Source organism: Kribbella sp. VKM Ac-2568 (assembly GCF_004345365.1).
In the GTDB taxonomy this organism is placed as follows: domain Bacteria; phylum Actinomycetota; class Actinomycetes; order Propionibacteriales; family Kribbellaceae; genus Kribbella; species Kribbella orskensis.
In genome coordinates this window covers 242,095-258,064 of sequence record NZ_SLVF01000009.1, presented here as the reverse complement: position 1 = coordinate 258,064, position 15,970 = coordinate 242,095, and the positions used below count along the sequence as shown (strand labels likewise).

Genomic DNA, 15,970 nt, shown 5'->3' with positions numbered 1-15,970 from the left:
AACCACTCAGATCTCCGTAGGGTGGGCTCATGCGACTCCATCACGAGATCACCGGTCCCGAGGACGCGCCCGTGGTTCTGCTCGGCTCGTCGCTCGGGACGACGCACGCGATGTGGGCTCCGCAGCTGGACGTGCTGGCGGAGCGATTCCGGGTTGTTGCGTTCGATCACCGCGGCCATGGTGAATCCGAGGCGCCGCCCGGGCCCTACTCGATCGAGGACCTCGGCGGAGACGTCGTCGACCTGCTGAACGAGCTGCTCGTGGAGAAGGCGTCGTACGTCGGGATCTCGCTGGGTGGGGCGGTCGGGCTGTGGCTCGCGGAGAACGCCCCGGATCGGTTCCACCGGTTCGCACTGTTCTGCCCGCCGGCATACCCGGCAGGAGGGCAGCAGATGTGGATTGATCGCGCCGCCCAGGTCCGCGCTGAGGGTACCCAGGCGATCGTCGAGCCCACCCTGGCCCGCTGGTTCCTCCCGGAGTACGTCGAAGCCCACCCCGCCGAGGTGGAGACGATCCGCCAGCAACTGCTGAACACCTCGGACGAGGGTTATGCGGCCTGCTGCGAGGCGCTCGGTTCGATGGATCTCCGCGACAAGCTGGCCGACATCACCGCGCCCGTCCTGCTCGCCACTGCGGACTCCGACACGTCCATCCCACCGGAAACCGTCATCCCGCTGGCCGCCCAGATCCCCTGCGCCCACCTGGAAGTCCTCGACCACGCCGCCCACCTGGTCACCTACTCCCACCCCGACCGCACCAGCCCCCTCCTCCTCACCCACCTCACCTGATCCAACGCGTCCGCTCCGAGTTCGGGGGCACTGTCCGTGACTGCTCGGCGCCACTACTGTGCTGGCAGGCATGCTGATCGGCTGACGAGGGGGCTTCGCCATGGCCGCGCTGAAAGCTACGACGGTCGTGGGAGCGATCGAGATCGTGCTGGCCGATCTCTTTGAGGTAGGCGCGGACATTCTGGTCATCCCGTGCAGCACGACCGGAAGCATCGCCCCAGATATCCAGACGCGCCTCGACAGCGTCGGAGTTCGGATTCCCACCAGTGGGGGCTACGCGCCGGGTGACGTGATGCGGGTCGAGACAAGGGCCGGCCGGAAGACCGGACCGGTCTACCTGCTGGCGGCGGTGGTGCCGAGCGACCTGGACACGACCGCGGCGGTGGTCGAGGCTGCGGCTGTGGAGATCGGCAGGATCGCCGCAGGAGCCGGTGGCGTGACTGCCTTTCCGCTGCTCGGCACCGGAGCCGGTGGACTGGAGCCGGACCGCTCGCTCGCGGCGATCGTCGCCGGGTTCAGAACGCACCAACCGGACGGCCCGGCCCGGATCTGCGTCCTCAACGAAAAACTGTTCGCCCAACTCTCGGCGACTATGGGGCAGATCCCGGGCCTCGAGGCCACCGATCTCTCCACGGCACCCCAACAGTCGGCCAAGCCGGCTGGCAGCAGATCCTCACGAGCCGGTACGCCGACTACCGCCGGCCCCGTCCCCAAGAGCACGACCTCCAAAAGCACGACCCCCAGCAGCACCTCCTCCAGCACGGCCCGCGACAGCACGAGCAGCACGATCCCCGACAGCACGAGCAGCGCGACCCAGCCGCATGTTCCCCCCACCTCTCCACCGCGGGGTCCGCAGAACCGGGCCGAGGGTGTGCCGACCCACACCGACAGTCCTGCGCTGGTGGACGAACTCGGCCGCAAGGGATTCGCCCGAGTGCTGGCGCGGCGGATCCGGGACGCACGCACCGAGGAAGCTCGCAACGCGAGTGCCGTGGACGGCCGCCGGACCAGCCGTGGCGGCGCCTTCCTCCTTCACCTGCACGCACCTTGGGGGGCCGGTAAGACCTCTTTGCTCAACTTCCTGGCCGCCGAGCTCCGCAGTACCGAAGACGGGGCGAAGCGGTGCGTCGTCGTCGACTTCAACGCCTGGCGCCATCAGCGCATCGAACCGCCGTGGTGGTGGCTGATGACTGCGCTGTACTCCGGAGCCGTTCGCGATCTCCGGCAGTTCGACCGTCGGCGCGCCATCTATCTCCGGCTGCGTGAATGGTTCTGGCGGATCAAGGGAGGCTGGCCGGGCTACCTCGCTCTGCTGCTGGTCGCCGCGATCGCGGTGGTGATCTGGCGGACCGGCTGGCTGGACGCAGTGCGTGGCGAGGACCTGTTCTCGATGGGTACGGCGACCGGCTTCGTGGTGACCATCGCCGCTCTCGTCACTCCCGTCCTCACTGTCTGGGGACTCTTGCACGGTGCGGGCCGCTGGATCTTCGCGACGTCCGCCCGCGGAGCCAGACGATTCATCGCGAACACGAGCGACCCGATGCGGCTCGTCCAGGAGCACCTGGCCGACCTGGCCGCCTGGATCCAGTACGACGTCGTCGTGATGATCGACGACCTGGATCGCTGCAAAGGCCCGTACGTTGTCGAGCTGCTGGAGGGGATCCAGACGCTCTTCCGCGATGTGCCGGTGACCTATGTGATCGCGGCCGATCGGGACTGGCTGGCCGACAGCTACGCCGCGGAGTACACGGAATTCGTCAGCGTGGCCGCGGAGCCCGGCCGGCCGGTCGGATACCTGTTCCTGGAGAAAACGTTCCAGATCTCGACCGGACTCCCGCAGGCGGAGGCGCAGATCGAGGCCTATTGGGGCCGGATCCTCCGATCGCCCAGCGTTCCCGGTGAGAAGGAACTGGAAACGGCCCGGACCGTGGCCAAGGAAGAGCTGGGCGGTCAGCACAGCCAGGAGGCGCGCCGCCGGGTCGCGGACAACCCGGGTAGTACGGCGGCCGAGATCCAGGCCAGGTTGGAGATCGTCGCGGTCGAGATGGTGACGGAGCGCGCCCAGGTCCGGAACACTCACACTCTGGAGCCGTTCCGTCCCCTGCTCGGGCGAGACCCCAACCCACGCACGATGAAACGCCTCGTCAACGCGTACGGCATCGCCCGCGGCATCGAGACACTGCAAGGCTTCAACCTGAAGGACGACCACGACCGGGAGCAGGAAACCGCACTCTGGACGATCCTGACGCTCCGATGGCCGCGCTTGGGTTCCTACCTGGCGCGCTACCCGGAGCGGATCGACGAGATCGGCAGCCGCAGCCCCGCCGACGGAGTACCGGCCGAGCTGCAGCCACTGTTCGGCGATCCGGAGGTGGTCGCTGTCGTCCGCGGCGATGCCGAAGGCGTGACAGCGGCCCTGAACGGCGAGAAGTTGCGCAAGATCGTGCTCCGTTAGCTTTCGCCCCGACCGCACCAGCCCCCTCCTCCTCACCCACCTCACCTGAAGCAGCGCTCACTCAGCGGTAGGCTGCGCCGGCTGACCGGGGTGGTCGGCGGAGGAGGGGACCGGAGTGAACATCACCATCGTGGTCGAGCTGACGCTCGGACGGCGGATGCGGAACGTGCGGGAACAGCTCCACCATGCCGGCCTGCTGGTCAGACTGCTCGGCCTGGCGTACGTCGTCTGGGGGCTCCTGGCTTACGACCTGACCCTGATGCTCATCGGCGTGCTGTTCCTGCTGGGACCGGAGCTGATCGCGCTCATCAGGCACCGCGTCTGGGGGCGCACCTTCGGCCGGGTGTACACCTACACGCTCAGCGATGACCACCTTCAGGTGGCGACGGCGATCACCACGCTCCAGATCGCCTGGAGCGCGGTGCGGTCGATCAGAGAGGACAAGAACGACTGGAGCCTCAGGGTCGTCGCCGGTCGCGGGATGACGCTGCCGAAGGACCAGTTCTCGCCGGAGCAGGACGCGGAGTGGCGCGCGTTCATCGCCGACCGGGGTCTCGTCCGCACCTGATGGCGGAGCAGGGCGGTCGGCGGCGTTAGGCTGGTAGGCGCTCTGACCTCTGACCGGAAGTTCTGTGATGACTGTTGAATCTCTGTTTCCGCGCCTGGAGCCGCTGCTGCCGGGTGTGCAGAAGCCGATCCAGTACGTGGGCGGTGAGCTCAACTCGGTCAGCAAGGACTGGGACTCCGTGAGCGTCCGCTGGGCGCTGATGTACCCGGACGCGTACGAGGTCGGCCTGCCGAACCAGGGTGTCCAGATCCTGTACGAGGTGCTGAACGAGCGCGAGCACACCCTCGCGGAGCGGACCTACTCGGTCTGGCCGGACATGGAGCAGGTGATGCGGGACAACAAGATCCCGCAGTTCACCCTCGACAGCCACCGCCCGGTGCGCGCCTTCGACGTCTTCGGGCTGTCGTTCTCCACCGAGCTCGGCTACACGAACATGCTGACCGCGCTCGACCTGGCCGGCATCCCGCTGTACGCCGTGGACCGGGGCGACGAGGACCCGATCGTGCTGGCGGGTGGTCACGCCGCGTTCAACCCCGAGCCGATCGCCGACTTCATCGATGCCGCGGTGCTCGGTGACGGCGAGGAGATCGTGCTCGCCATCTCCGACGTGATCCGGGAGTGGAAGGACGAAGGCAGCCCGGGCGGCCGCGACGAGGTGCTGATGCGGCTGGCCGCGTCCGGTGGCGTCTACATCCCCAAGTTCTTCAGCGTCGACTACCTCCACGACGGCCGGATCAAGCGGGTCGCGCCGAACAAGCCCGGCGTGCCGTGGCGGACCGCCAAGCACACGGTGATGGACCTGGACGCCTGGCCGTACCCGAAGAAGCCGCTGGTCCCGCTGGCCGAGACCGTGCACGAGCGGTACTCCGTGGAGATCTTCCGCGGCTGTACGCGGGGTTGCCGCTTCTGCCAGGCCGGGATGATCACCCGCCCGGTGCGGGAGCGCAGCATCACCACCATCGGCGACATGGTCGAGAACGGCCTGAAGCAGACCGGTTTCGAGGAGGTCGGCCTGCTCAGCCTGAGCTCCGCCGACCACAGCGAGATCGCCGAGGTCGCCAAGGGTCTCGGCGACCGGTACGAGGGCAGCAACGTCTCGCTCTCGTTGCCCTCGACAAGGGTCGACGCGTTCAACATCACGCTGGCCAACGAGTTCTCCCGCAACGGCCGGCGCAGCGGCCTGACCTTCGCCCCCGAGGGCGGCTCGGACCGGATGCGCAAGGTGATCAACAAGATGGTCAGCGAGGAGGACCTGATCCGCACGGTCGCGGCGGCGTACAGCCACGGCTGGCGGCAGGTGAAGCTGTACTTCATGTGCGGCCTGCCGACCGAGACCGACGAGGACGTGCTCGCGATCGCCGACCTGGCCAAGCGGGTGATCGCCACCGGCCGTGAGGTGTCCGGCCGCAACGACATCCGCTGCACCGTGTCGATCGGCGGATTCGTGCCGAAGCCGCACACGCCGTTCCAGTGGGCGTCGCAGCTCGGCGTCGAGGAGACCGACGCGCGGCTGGCCAAGCTGAACGCCGCGATCCGCTCGGACAAGAAGTACGCCAAGGCGATCGGCTACCGGTACCACGACGGCAAGCCCGGCATCATCGAGGGCCTGCTGTCCCGCGGCGACCGCCGGGTCGGCCGGATCATCGAGCAGGTCTGGCGCGACGGCGGCCGGTTCGACGGCTGGAGCGAGCACTTCTCCTACGAGCGCTGGATCGGCGCGGCCGAGAAGGCGCTCGCCGACGAGCCGGTGGACCTCGCCTGGTACACCACCCGCGAGCGCGAGTACGCCGAGGTGCTGCCCTGGGACCACTTGGACTCCGGGCTGGACCGCGAGTGGCTCTGGGAGGACTGGCAGGACTCCCTCGAGGAGGACGGCGCGATCGAGGTCGAGGACTGCCGCTGGACCCCGTGCTTCGACTGCGGCGTCTGCCCGCAGATGGGCACCGAGATCCAGATCGGCCCCACCGGCAAGAAGCTCCTCCCGCTCTCCGTCGTCTGAGAAAGAGGAATCAGGCCTTCGCGGAGACCACCAGCAGGGCCTCGCTGAGCTGTACTTCGTCGGCCAGGCCGAGCACGAGGTCGGCATGCCCGACCGCCTGGGCCAGCACGAACGGGTTCGGAATCGCAACCGTCGCCATCCCGGCCGCAGCCGCCGCTGCCACCCCGTGCGCGGTGTCCTCGATCGCCACCGCCGACGCACCATCCAGCCCGAGCCGCTTCAACGCCAGCAGATAGATCTCCGGATCCGGCTTGTGCGCGGACACCTCGTCGCCGGTCACGATCAGGTCGAACAGTCCGACTGCTCCCACCCGCTCGAGATGCCCGACCACCCACGGCCGCGCCGAACTGCTCGCGATGGCGATCCGCAGCCCGAGTTCGCGTGCCTCCCGCAACCATTCGCGGATCCCCGGCCGGAAGTCCAGCGTCCGATGCAGCTCATCCCGGTGAGCGAGCCGCCGCGCCTGGCTCTTCTCCCTGTCGTACCCCGGCCCCACCGCGGCCGCCAGCTTCTCGTAGTGCATCTCCAAGGTGTCTCCGCCATGCCCCGGGAAGAACCCGTCCTCGACATCGAGTTCCAGCCCGTGCCACTGCCACTCGGACCGCCAGCTCTCCACCAGCGTGGTCTCGGTGTCCATCAGCAGCCCGTCGAAGTCGAACACGACCGCCTCGATCGGCACCTCCACCAACCGCGTCGCCAGCCGTTGGATCTCCCCAGCCGTCAGCCCACACGCAGCCAGGTAAGCCCGCACTCCGCCGTACTGCGAATCGAGGTGATCCAGCGAGTCCAGGATCGTCTCGGGCAAAGTCCTCGCAAGTACTGCGGCTGCCGCTCGCTCCTCCTCAGAGCCAGGGTGATTCTCCAACGCAGCAAGGACTCCGAGCCGCTCCTCGCTCATCGCGTAGTCCGCCGCGATCACCTCACGAGGTACTCCGACCAGCTCCAGCAGCAAGGCGATCAGCAGCCCGGTCCGGTCCTTGCCCGCGCGGCAGTGCACCACCACTGCGGCATCTTCCGGAGCCTCGGCGACGGCGCGCAACGCCTGGACGATCTGGCCTTGGTTCCGCTCCAAGCTACCGCGATAGATATCGGCCATCAGCGGCTCGTCGGCCGGCACCCGCTCGGCATCGCGGAGTGTGTCGATCCACGGGATCCGCCGATACGCCGGGTCTCCGCCTAGCGGGTGGGGTTCGTCGATCTCCCAGTCCGAGCGCAGATCCAGGACCAACCCGGCCCCGAGTGCATCGAAGGCCACCAGGCCGTCGGGATCGAGTTGGTGCAGGGAGTCCGTCCGGATCACCGCCCCCGCGCGCGTCGTCGCGCCGTACCGGGTCGGCAGTCCACCGAGATCGCGCGTGTTCAGGCAACCACTCCACTCAAGCTGCGTCACCGGCGCTAGTTTAGGGGTTGGTGGACCCTGAGCGTGCTGCGCGGCACTCGGGACTGCTCAGGGTCCACCAACACGCCCTATGACACCGCCAAGAGACTCGAAGTCATGCCAAGTTCCGTCGTAGGCCTTGTGGTGCAGCGCGGCATCCGCGCCGACGACGAACACGTCGAGCTGGCCCGGACCCCACGACACCACTGGTCCCGCGGGGTTGGGCCGAACCGCTTCCACGCCTCCGAGCCAGCCGACGAGCGCGGCCGCGTTCATCCGGAGGATCTCCGCGGCGAGCGACCAGTCGAGGAAGTTCAATGTGTCCGAGGCCGAGTGGATGTGGCCGTTCGCGCTGTCCGCCCCCTCGATCGACAGGACCGCCGGGATGCCCGCGTTGATGAACGGCACATGGTCGCTGGCGAAGGGGTTCAGCGAGGTCTCCACCTTGAGCCCCGTGTAGCTCGCCGCCGCGGCCGCGAGGACGGCGATCTGGCCGGACGAGACAGTCGCGCCCTCCAGCAGCACCGTCGGCGTCGCGGTGTTCTTGCTCGCGATCATGTCCATGTTGAGCACCGCGCGGATCCGCGCCCGCTCGGCAGGCGGCAGCGCGGCGACGTACTGCTTGCTGCCGTGCAGGCCTTCCTCCTCACCACCGAAGAGGATCAGCCGTACGTCGTGCTGCCAGTTCCGGGTGGCGATCAGCCGCCCGAGTTCCAGTACTCCGGCCGAACCGCTCCCGTTGTCGTCGGCGCCGGGTGCACTGGCGGCCGGACCACCCGCGAGGTTGATCGAGTCGAGGTGCGCGGTGATGACCACGAGTCCGCGCGGACCGGGTGCGGTGCCGGGGCGATCGCCGATCAGGTTCTCCGAGTGGCCCGCGCCGACCGTGATCGGCGTCCGGGTCACGGTGTAGCCGAGGGCAACCATTCGCGCGGCGGCGAAGTCCACGGCGGCGGTGAACGAGGTGCTCAGCGAGTGCCTCGTCGGCAGACTCGCCAGCCAAGTCAGGTCCGCCTGGTAAGAGGTCGGCGACAACGCGTTGAGCAATTGAGCCACTGACGGATCCACCCGCGCGGGCGGCATGACCGGTACGTCGACCACCAGGCCCGGGCGGAGCGGTTCGACCCGCCAGCAGTTGTTCGACCGGCGCTTGGGTTTGTCGGCGGCCGAGATCACCAGGTGGCGTCCGTGGTCCAGCAGCGGGGTGACGTCAGGGTGTTCGTCCTGGAAGGTGCGGCCGACCTGCGTCACGAGCAGCAGGCCAGGGGCGGTTCGGGAAGCCCGTCCGAGGTGCTCCTCGGTCGGGCACCAGAGGATCGTCTTGTCGCCGACGCTGGCCGACTTCGCGCCGTCGGCGGCTTCGGCGGTCGGCACGACGAGGTACCGAACGGGTTTGCTGGTGCTCATCTCACTCCTGCCAAGCGATTTCGAGCCGATCGGGTGTGGCCGCGACGACCCGGCCGGGCGCGCCTGAGACGCGACTGACGGTGCCGGTCGGCTGCCAGCGGCCTGGCTGTGCAGCCTCGGGTGCGTCGCCGCGGCCGAGCAGCCATTCGACGAAGGTGCCGTCCGGGCGGAACTCCACCCCCCGCCGGCCGCGAGCCGGCGGGAAGGCGAAGTCCTCGCGGCGGTAGACGCTCACACCGTCGTGGTCCTCCTCCGAGGAATGCGTCCACCGCCCGTCCAGCAAGGCCGGGTCCACCCGGCCCGCAGCACCTTGGTCCGGGCGTCCCTGCGGCTGGGGGATCAGCTCATCACCGCCCGGTTGCCGACCGAGGACTGCATCGGCGAGTGCAGATCCGCCGGCACCTTGTCGGGGGCCGGCTGGTCGAGCTTGAAATCCGTGATGACGCCGCCCAGCGCTTCGTACTCGGTGGTCGACGGTCCCCAGGCACTCCCGTCCCACCACTTGTGGTACAGCCCGCTGTCGGTTCCGACGACGAACACGTCGAGCCGGTTCGCCGCCCAAGACGTCACCCGCGGCTGGTCGACGCAGACCCCGCCCATGTACTCGAACGCGGACCAGGCGCTCCCGTCCCACCACTGGTGGTACAGCGCCGAGTCGGTGCCGAGCACGAACACGTCGAGCCGGCCAGGACCCCAGGAGACGACGGTCGGCGCGCTCGCGCAGACGCCGCCCAGGTTCTCCCAGTCCGCCGACCACGACGACCCGTCGTACCACTTGTGGTACAGCGCGGAATCGGTGCCGACGGCGAACAGGTCGAGCCGGTTCGGCCCCCACGAGACCGCGGTCGGGGAACCGACACAGACGCCGCCGAGGTTCTCGAACCCGGACCACGCGGTGCCGTCCCACCACTTGTGGTAGACCGCGCTGTCCATGCCGAGAACGAAGACATCGAGCCGATCCGTGCCCCAGGCAACGACCTCGGGCTCGCCCCGGCAGACGCCGCCGAGGCTCTCGAAACCCGACCACGCGGTGCCGTTCCACCAGATGTGGTGCAGCGCGCGGTCCGTTCCGGTGACGAAGACGTCCAGCCGGTCAGGTCCCCAGGTGGCCACCCGCGGTGGGCTCATGCAGACCCCGCCGAGCGGCTCGTAGTCGGTGACCGACGGCCCCCAGCCGCCGTCGTACCACTTGTGGTACAGCCCGTGGTCGGTGCCGAGCACGAACGCGTCCAGCCGGCCCGGACCCCACGACGCGACTTCAGGAGCACTCATGCAGACACCACCCATGTATTCGTAGCCGCCGACGGACGGTCCCCAGCCGCCGTCGTACCACTTGTGGTACATCGCCTTGTCGGTGCCGACGACGAACGCGTCCAGCCGGCCCGCGCCCCACGAGACCACCGGACCCGCCGGTTCCGGCGTCGCGGCGCCGGCCCCCGTGCCCTGGTTGAGACTGCTCCGCACGGTGTCCAGGCAGGCCTCCATCCGGGACACCTGGTCGTTGGTGAACATCACCATGCCGCGGTCGTCGGTGTAGTCCATGTAGTTCACGAACAGGTCGCCGTTCGGCCCGTTGTTGCAGGACAGCTTCGGGAACGTCGGTACGCCGAAGTTCGGACCGCCCTGGTTCGGGGTGTCGCCGACCTCGTCACTGCCGCTGCAGCCCGAGCCGTCGTCGCCCCAGATGTGGAACAGGTTCAGGTAGTGCCCGATCTCGTGGGTCGTCGTCCGGCCCAGGTCGAACGGCGCCGCCGCGGTCCCGTTGGTCCCGAAGCCGCTGTGCAGGATGACCACGCCGTCGGTCTCTGCCGGTCCGCCCGGGAACTGTGCGTAGCCGAGCAGGCCGCCACCGAGCTGTCCCACCCAGATGTTCAGGTACTTGTCCGCCGGCCACGGGTCGATGCCGCCGGTCGCGGACGACTTGATCGCGTCGTCGGTACTGAACGACGTCCGGGTCGTCTGCGTCCGGGTGACACCCGTGGTCGGGTTGCCGTTCGGGTCGGTCGTGGCCAGGTGGAACTCGATCCGCGGGTCCGCGACCAGGCCGGTGAACGGGGCGGGGACGATGCCGATGTCGGTGTTGGTGGCCCGGAAGTCACGGTTCAGCACTTCGACCTGGCTGTCGATCTGCGCCTGCGAGATGTTCTGGGTAGCGTTGTTCCAGACCACGTGCACGACGCAGGGGATCCGAGCCACCCCGTCGAACCGCTGGTCACTGGCCAGGTACAGCGCGGTCGCGTTCTCCAGCGCGGACCGGGCCGCGACGTACTCGGCCGACGTCGACAGCAGCCGCCGGTGCACGTCCATCACGCCACACTCCCGGCGTGTGGGCTGCTCGACGTCGCGGTCGTCACCACCGCCGGTCATGCCACCACCACCGCCGGTCATCGAGGCGCCGCCGCCTCCGCCGCTCATCGCGTAGCCTCCCGGACCCGGGGAGCCGCTCATCGCCGGGCCGGTCGAGCTCGTCGACGTCGGCTGGTTCCCGGCCGGCGTCCCGTTGGCCGACTGACCGCCGCCGGACGGCATCGCGCCACCCGGCATTCCGTTGTCGCTGGCCCGTTCGGTCTTGTCCGCTCTCCCGTTGGCCTTTCTCGGCATCTCTCCCCCTTGCTCAGGCAGGGGCGAACGGAGCAGGACGGAACCGGCCGCGGCGCTGTCGCCAACGCGTGCCCATGGTCCCGGACCGGGACGCTTCCCAGATCCCCCAGACCCACGTACCAGCCGAAGACGGCGCCGGCCGTCTTCCCCCACCGAACAGGCTGCCCCCAAGACGCTGCTCGTGTTCTACCTTCCTCTCGTCACCGCCGGTGCACAACCCCACGGGCGCGGGTAGTCGATTTCCACCGTTTCCTTTGTCCACGTTGGAGAATTGCAGCAGGAGTCCCCTGGGAGGGTTCGATGCGCAGAGAGCTGTCGGTGCCGTTCGAAGTACGCGGTCAACGCGGACTGGTCAATGTCCGGGTGGTGGCCAACGACGACCCCTGGGCGTCGGGCCACCAGCTTCTCGTCCCGGATCTGGTCGCCGAGTCCTTCCGTGGTTTCCCGATCTGTACTGCGACGCTGCGCTACCACGGGCAGGGCATCAACGCGATCATGGGCTGGGTCCAACTGGCCACCCGGGACTTCGACGGGCACGTGTCCGTCGACGCGCTGCCGTTCCACGCCGAGGCGAGCCCGCTGTTCAGCTACGGGCACCTGCCGACGTTCTTCGACGCGCCCGCGAATCCCGATCATCCGGACGGAGTCTGGCGGGCGGACACCTTTCTGGTGATCGCGCCGGACGTGGTCCGCACCCGCTCGCTCGTTCCGGTCGCCGCCTTCACCTGGGGCTACCGCCTCTCCGGCGGCTATCCCGACCCGCTCGACCCGGCCCGCCGCGACGCGGACTGGTCCGACCACCGCGGGGTGCTCCAGAAGTCCTATCCGGACTGGACCTTCGCTTAGAGCGGCCCTCGCCGCGTCTAGAGCTCGCGTTCCCAGTTGGAACGCTGGGCGACCGGACGGAAGCCGAGATGCTCGTTGACCGCGATCATCGGCGCGTTGCTCGGAGCGTTCCAGGTGTGCAGCACGGCCGGGTGATCGAGCTCGGCCTGCAGCGATCGGAGGTTCGGGATCTTGACGGCCATGCCGAGCTTCCGGCCGCGGTGCTCCGGCCGGACGAAGGTGTCCCACTGGTAGAGGCGGTCCGGCGTACCGGCCGCGCCGCCCATCTGCGTGTACGCCGCGAGCCGCCCGTCCTCGGCGACCGCCACGGTGGTGTGGCAGGTCCGGCCCTGCTTCACCCGGCGGGCCTCGGCCTCGCGGATCCGCTCCGGCGTCCACTGAGTCGCCTCTAGCTCGAGGTCCCCGGTCGGCACGTCCACGGTCATCGCGCTGAGCGCGTCGGCGAACTCCTCCAGCCACGCCTCTGGCATGTGCTCCCGCCACTGCAGGATCTCGTACCCGGGCGCCTCTCGCTCCAGCTTGTCGAGCTGTTCCGCCGGCAGCGGCAACTCGATCACCTGGTGCAGATCCACGTGCTTGCGGACGAACCCACGCGCGGCGGCGAACGTCGTACCGGCGCTCTCACCGGTCTCGGCGTCGCCCAGCGCGATCCCCGACAGCAACCGCCGCCCGTCCTGCCGCGCCCGCTCCGCGACAATCTCGAGCAACCGGCTTCCGACACCCTGACGCCGGTACTGCGGGGCCACGGCGAGTTCGACGTCGACGAGATGCGTGTTCTCCTTCAGCCACCAGTCGAGCCAGGCGATCCCGAGCCAGGTGGCGCCTTCGACCAGACCGATCCCGTCGACGCGCATGTCCGAGTGCTCACCCGCGAACAACACCCGGGCCTCCTCCAGCCCGAGCCCGGCCGGAAACTCCTGCTCCGTCCGCCGTACGTCGTCCCTTAGCTGGAAGAACCGCTCGAAGGTCGCGGCGTCCCGCCCGTCCACAGTCACGATGTCCACCCGGCGACCCTACGGGCCGGCACCCACTCGCCGCCGGTGATTTTCGGGGAGATCTCCGACGTGCGAGTCAGGCGGGGGAGTGCCAGACGTGCTGGTGCTCGATCGGGCGGAAGCCGAGGTGGTCGTTGACGGCGATCATCGGGGCGTTGGACTCGGCGTTCCAGGTGTGGATCGTGGCGGGGTCCTGGAAGGCGGACTGGAGGGCCTGGAGGTTGGCCAGTTTGAGCGCCAGGCCGAGGCGATGGCCGCGGTGTTCCGGCCGGACGAGGGTGTCGCGCTGGTTCAGGCGACCGGGCTGCTGCGGTGACCCCGTCAGTTCGGTGTAGCCGGCGAGCCTCCCGTCCGCCGCGACCGCGACCGTAGTACTGCCGAAATGCCCTTGGGTACGGCGATGCTCCTCGGCCGCGCGGAGTCGCTCGGGTGACCAGCGCTTGGGTTGCATCTCCAGGTCGTCGAGCGGAACCTCCTCGTCCACGAGGCTGAGCAGCCCGCAGTACTCCGTGAGGTACTCCTCCGGGCAGGCCCCGGGCCAACTGATCAGCTCGTAGTCGCGGTGATGCTCGGCCACGGCGTCAGCCTGCGCGGCGAGGTCACTCACCGGGTAGGTGAGCACTTGGTGCAGGGCCGCGAACTGGGCGACGAAACCTCGCTTCGACGCGAACGCCGCACCCGAGCCCACCTCAGCGCCGTACGGGCTGAACGTCTCGCCGAGCAGCGCGCTCCGGCCCTCGTCCCGCGCCTGGGCCCGAACCGCATGCAGCAGGGCTGACCCGACGCCGCGGCGCCGGTGAGCTGGTACGACACCGAGGTCGACGACGACCAGTTGCTGGTTCTCGGACTGCGGCCAGGTCAGCAAGGCCGCGCCGATCACCTCGTCATCCTCGATCGAGGCCAAGCAGCTGAAGCGGTAGTCCGCGGGTGGCGACTGCAGCAGTACGAGTGCCTCGTCGACAGGCATCAGCGTCGGGAACTCCCGTTCCGCGGCGACCGACGCCAGTACGCCGAAAGCCCGCCGGAACTCATCCGCCTCGTCGACTCCCACGACCTCCATGAGGCCCAACGTAGAACCTCAGCGGTCCGTTGGTCCTTCGGCGGCGCGTCAGTGGTGCGGGCGGAGGGCGCGGTTGGCGGCCGGTTCGGCGATCTGCTCGCGGAACGGGTGCGCCGGGTAGACGCCCAGCAGCCGGACCTCGACCGAGAAGAAGGCGAGCTCCTCCAGGGCGAGCGCCACGTGCGGGTCGTCCGGGTGACCTTCCACGTCGGCGTAGAACTGGGTCGCGAAGAAGGACCCGCCGAGCTGGTAGCTCTCCAGCTTGGTCATGTTGACGCCGTTGGTCGCGAAGCCGCCCATCGCCTTGTACAGCGCGGCCGGCACGTTGCGGACGCGGTACACGAAGCTGGTGATGATCGGTCCGGAGCCGACGGGCGGCACGTGCGGCTCGCGGGACAGCACCAGGAAGCGGGTGGTGTTGTGGTGCTCGTCCTCGACGTCCTCGGCCAGGATGTCCAGTCCGTAGAGCCCGGCTGCGGCCACCGGCGACAGCGAAGCGACAGTCGGGTCCTTCAGCTCCGAGATCTCGCGGGCGGCGCCGGCCGTGTCGTCGGCGACGACGGTCGACCAGCCGTGCTCGCGGATGATCTTGCGGCACTGGCCGAGGGCGTGCACGTGGCTGCGAACCGTCTTGATCGACTCGATCGAGGTGCCCGGGGCGGCCATCAGCTGGAAGTGGATGGGCAGGAAGAACTCGCCGATGATGTGCAGCCCGGAGTCCGGCAGCAGGTGGTGGATGTCCGCGACGCGGCCCGCGATCGAGTTATCCACCGGGATCATCGCCAGCCCGGCCCGGCCGGTGCTGACCGCCTCGAGCGCGTCCTCGAACGTCGTGCAGGGCAACTGCTCGCGGTCCGGGAACATCTCGGTGCAGGCCATCGCCGAGTTGGCGCCTGGCTCACCCTGGTAAGCGATCGGTCCGTTCACGGTTTCCCAGCCTAGCGCCACGGTGTCTCACCCTCTGGATCAGGTGTCCGTCTTACGGACTTTCTTGGGGGCGCCGGTGGTCGCCCGGCCTTCCAGCGACTTGGCCTTGGTGGCGTACATGTCGACGTACTCCTGGCCGGACAGCTCCATGATCTTGTACATGATCTCGTCGGTGACGGCCCGCAGGATCAACCGGTCGCCCTCCATCCCGTCGTACCGGGAGAAGTCCAGCGGCTCGCCGAACTTGACCGTCGGGGAAGCCAGCGAGGCGACCACCTTGCCGGGCGGCGCGACTACGTCGGTGCCGATCACCCCGCACGGGATCACCGGGACCTTCGCCTCCAGCGCCAGCCGGGCGACACCGGTCCGGCCCTTGTAGAGCTTGCCGTCGTGCGAGCGGGTGCCCTCGGGGTAGATGCCGAACAGCTCGCCGCGCTCCAGCACCTTCATGCCGGCCCGGATGGCACCCTCGGACGCGGACCCGCCGGACCGGTCGATCGGCACCTGGCCGGTGCCCTTGAAGAAACCGCGCTGGAACCGGCCCTTGACCCCGGCGCCGGTGAAATAGTCGGACTTGGCCACGAAGGTGACCCGGCGGCGGACCACCAGCGGCATGAAGATCCAGTCCACGTAGGAGAGGTGGTTGCTGGCGATGATCGCCGGTCCCAGTGCCGGGATGTGCTCGGCGCCCTCCACCTTGGGCCGGAAGATACGCCTGACCGGCGGGCCGAGCAGCACGTTCTTCAGCACCCAGTAGATGCCCTTGCCATCACCGTCGCCGTCGTCGACCGGGTTCACCTGCTCCGGCTCGGGCCGCGGCGAATGCGCCGGTTCCGTCATCGATGTCCTTTCCTCACGTTTCCCCGAGCCTCATGATGCCGTACGACGCCCCGCCGCCGCTGCGGTTGCCGCCCAAGTCGGCGCGCGGGAACCACTGACATCCGGT

The 15,970-nt window shown here is 68.9% G+C and carries 13 protein-coding genes; 5 read left to right on the top strand and 8 right to left on the bottom strand.

What is annotated here, in order from left to right:
- Window positions 1-29: 29 nt before the first annotated feature.
- The 4 genes from pcaD to EV648_RS26660 all read left to right on the top strand — a co-directional run bounded on the left by pcaD (window position 30) and on the right by EV648_RS26660 (window position 5,810).
- Window positions 30-788, top strand: coding sequence for a 3-oxoadipate enol-lactonase (gene pcaD, locus EV648_RS26675; protein WP_132297342.1), 759 nt, complete (start codon window positions 30-32; stop codon window positions 786-788).
- A gap of 100 nt (window positions 789-888) precedes the next feature.
- Window positions 889-3,243 carry a P-loop NTPase fold protein gene (locus tag EV648_RS26670; RefSeq protein ID WP_132297339.1) on the top strand — a complete coding sequence of 785 codons (2,355 nt, stop codon included), beginning with the start codon at window positions 889-891 and terminating at the stop codon, window positions 3,241-3,243.
- Window positions 3,244-3,358: 115 nt separating this feature from the next.
- Window positions 3,359-3,811, top strand: coding sequence for a YcxB family protein (locus EV648_RS26665; RefSeq protein ID WP_132297336.1), 453 nt, complete (start codon window positions 3,359-3,361; stop codon window positions 3,809-3,811).
- A 67-nt stretch (window positions 3,812-3,878) separates the two neighbouring features.
- The gene (locus tag EV648_RS26660; protein ID WP_132297333.1) at window positions 3,879-5,810 is read left to right on the top strand and encodes a TIGR03960 family B12-binding radical SAM protein; all 1,932 of its coding nucleotides are present in this window, start codon (window positions 3,879-3,881) and stop codon (window positions 5,808-5,810) included.
- A gap of 10 nt (window positions 5,811-5,820) precedes the next feature.
- Here the strand turns inward: EV648_RS26660 and EV648_RS44270 are convergent, their stop codons facing one another.
- From EV648_RS44270 to EV648_RS26640, 4 genes are read right to left on the bottom strand one after another with little or no spacing between them, the layout of a single operon-like run.
- Window positions 5,821-7,200 carry an HAD-IA family hydrolase gene (locus EV648_RS44270; protein WP_132297330.1) on the bottom strand — a complete coding sequence of 460 codons (1,380 nt, stop codon included), beginning with the start codon at window positions 7,198-7,200 and terminating at the stop codon, window positions 5,821-5,823.
- Between the two features lie 57 nt (window positions 7,201-7,257).
- The gene (locus EV648_RS26650) at window positions 7,258-8,595 is read right to left on the bottom strand and encodes a M28 family metallopeptidase (RefSeq protein ID WP_132297327.1); all 1,338 of its coding nucleotides are present in this window, start codon (window positions 8,593-8,595) and stop codon (window positions 7,258-7,260) included.
- Between the two features lies 1 nt (window position 8,596).
- Window positions 8,597-8,890 carry a hypothetical protein gene (locus tag EV648_RS43390; RefSeq protein ID WP_199234837.1) on the bottom strand — a complete coding sequence of 98 codons (294 nt, stop codon included), beginning with the start codon at window positions 8,888-8,890 and terminating at the stop codon, window positions 8,597-8,599.
- A gap of 44 nt (window positions 8,891-8,934) precedes the next feature.
- Window positions 8,935-11,196 (bottom strand): M43 family zinc metalloprotease, encoded by a 2,262-nt coding sequence (locus EV648_RS26640; protein WP_241995620.1) that lies wholly within the window; start codon window positions 11,194-11,196, stop codon window positions 8,935-8,937.
- A gap of 300 nt (window positions 11,197-11,496) precedes the next feature.
- Between EV648_RS26640 and EV648_RS26635 the strand changes: the two genes are divergently transcribed.
- Window positions 11,497-12,042, top strand: a complete 546-nt coding sequence (locus EV648_RS26635) for a hypothetical protein (RefSeq protein ID WP_132297324.1) — start codon at window positions 11,497-11,499, stop codon at window positions 12,040-12,042.
- 17 nt (window positions 12,043-12,059) lie between these two features.
- On the opposite strand, the gene EV648_RS26630 is transcribed toward EV648_RS26635, so the two are convergent.
- The 4 genes from EV648_RS26630 to EV648_RS26615 form a co-directional block, all read right to left on the bottom strand.
- On the bottom strand, window positions 12,060-13,046 hold the full coding sequence (locus tag EV648_RS26630; protein ID WP_241995618.1) for a GNAT family N-acetyltransferase: 987 nt from the start codon (window positions 13,044-13,046) through the stop codon (window positions 12,060-12,062).
- A gap of 67 nt (window positions 13,047-13,113) precedes the next feature.
- Window positions 13,114-14,097, bottom strand: coding sequence for a GNAT family N-acetyltransferase (locus tag EV648_RS26625; RefSeq protein ID WP_132297321.1), 984 nt, complete (start codon window positions 14,095-14,097; stop codon window positions 13,114-13,116).
- A 48-nt stretch (window positions 14,098-14,145) separates the two neighbouring features.
- Window positions 14,146-15,024, bottom strand: coding sequence for a prephenate dehydratase (locus EV648_RS26620; protein WP_132297318.1), 879 nt, complete (start codon window positions 15,022-15,024; stop codon window positions 14,146-14,148).
- 39 nt (window positions 15,025-15,063) lie between these two features.
- The gene (locus tag EV648_RS26615; protein ID WP_132297315.1) at window positions 15,064-15,864 is read right to left on the bottom strand and encodes a 1-acyl-sn-glycerol-3-phosphate acyltransferase; all 801 of its coding nucleotides are present in this window, start codon (window positions 15,862-15,864) and stop codon (window positions 15,064-15,066) included.
- Between the last annotated feature and the right edge of the window lie 106 nt (window positions 15,865-15,970).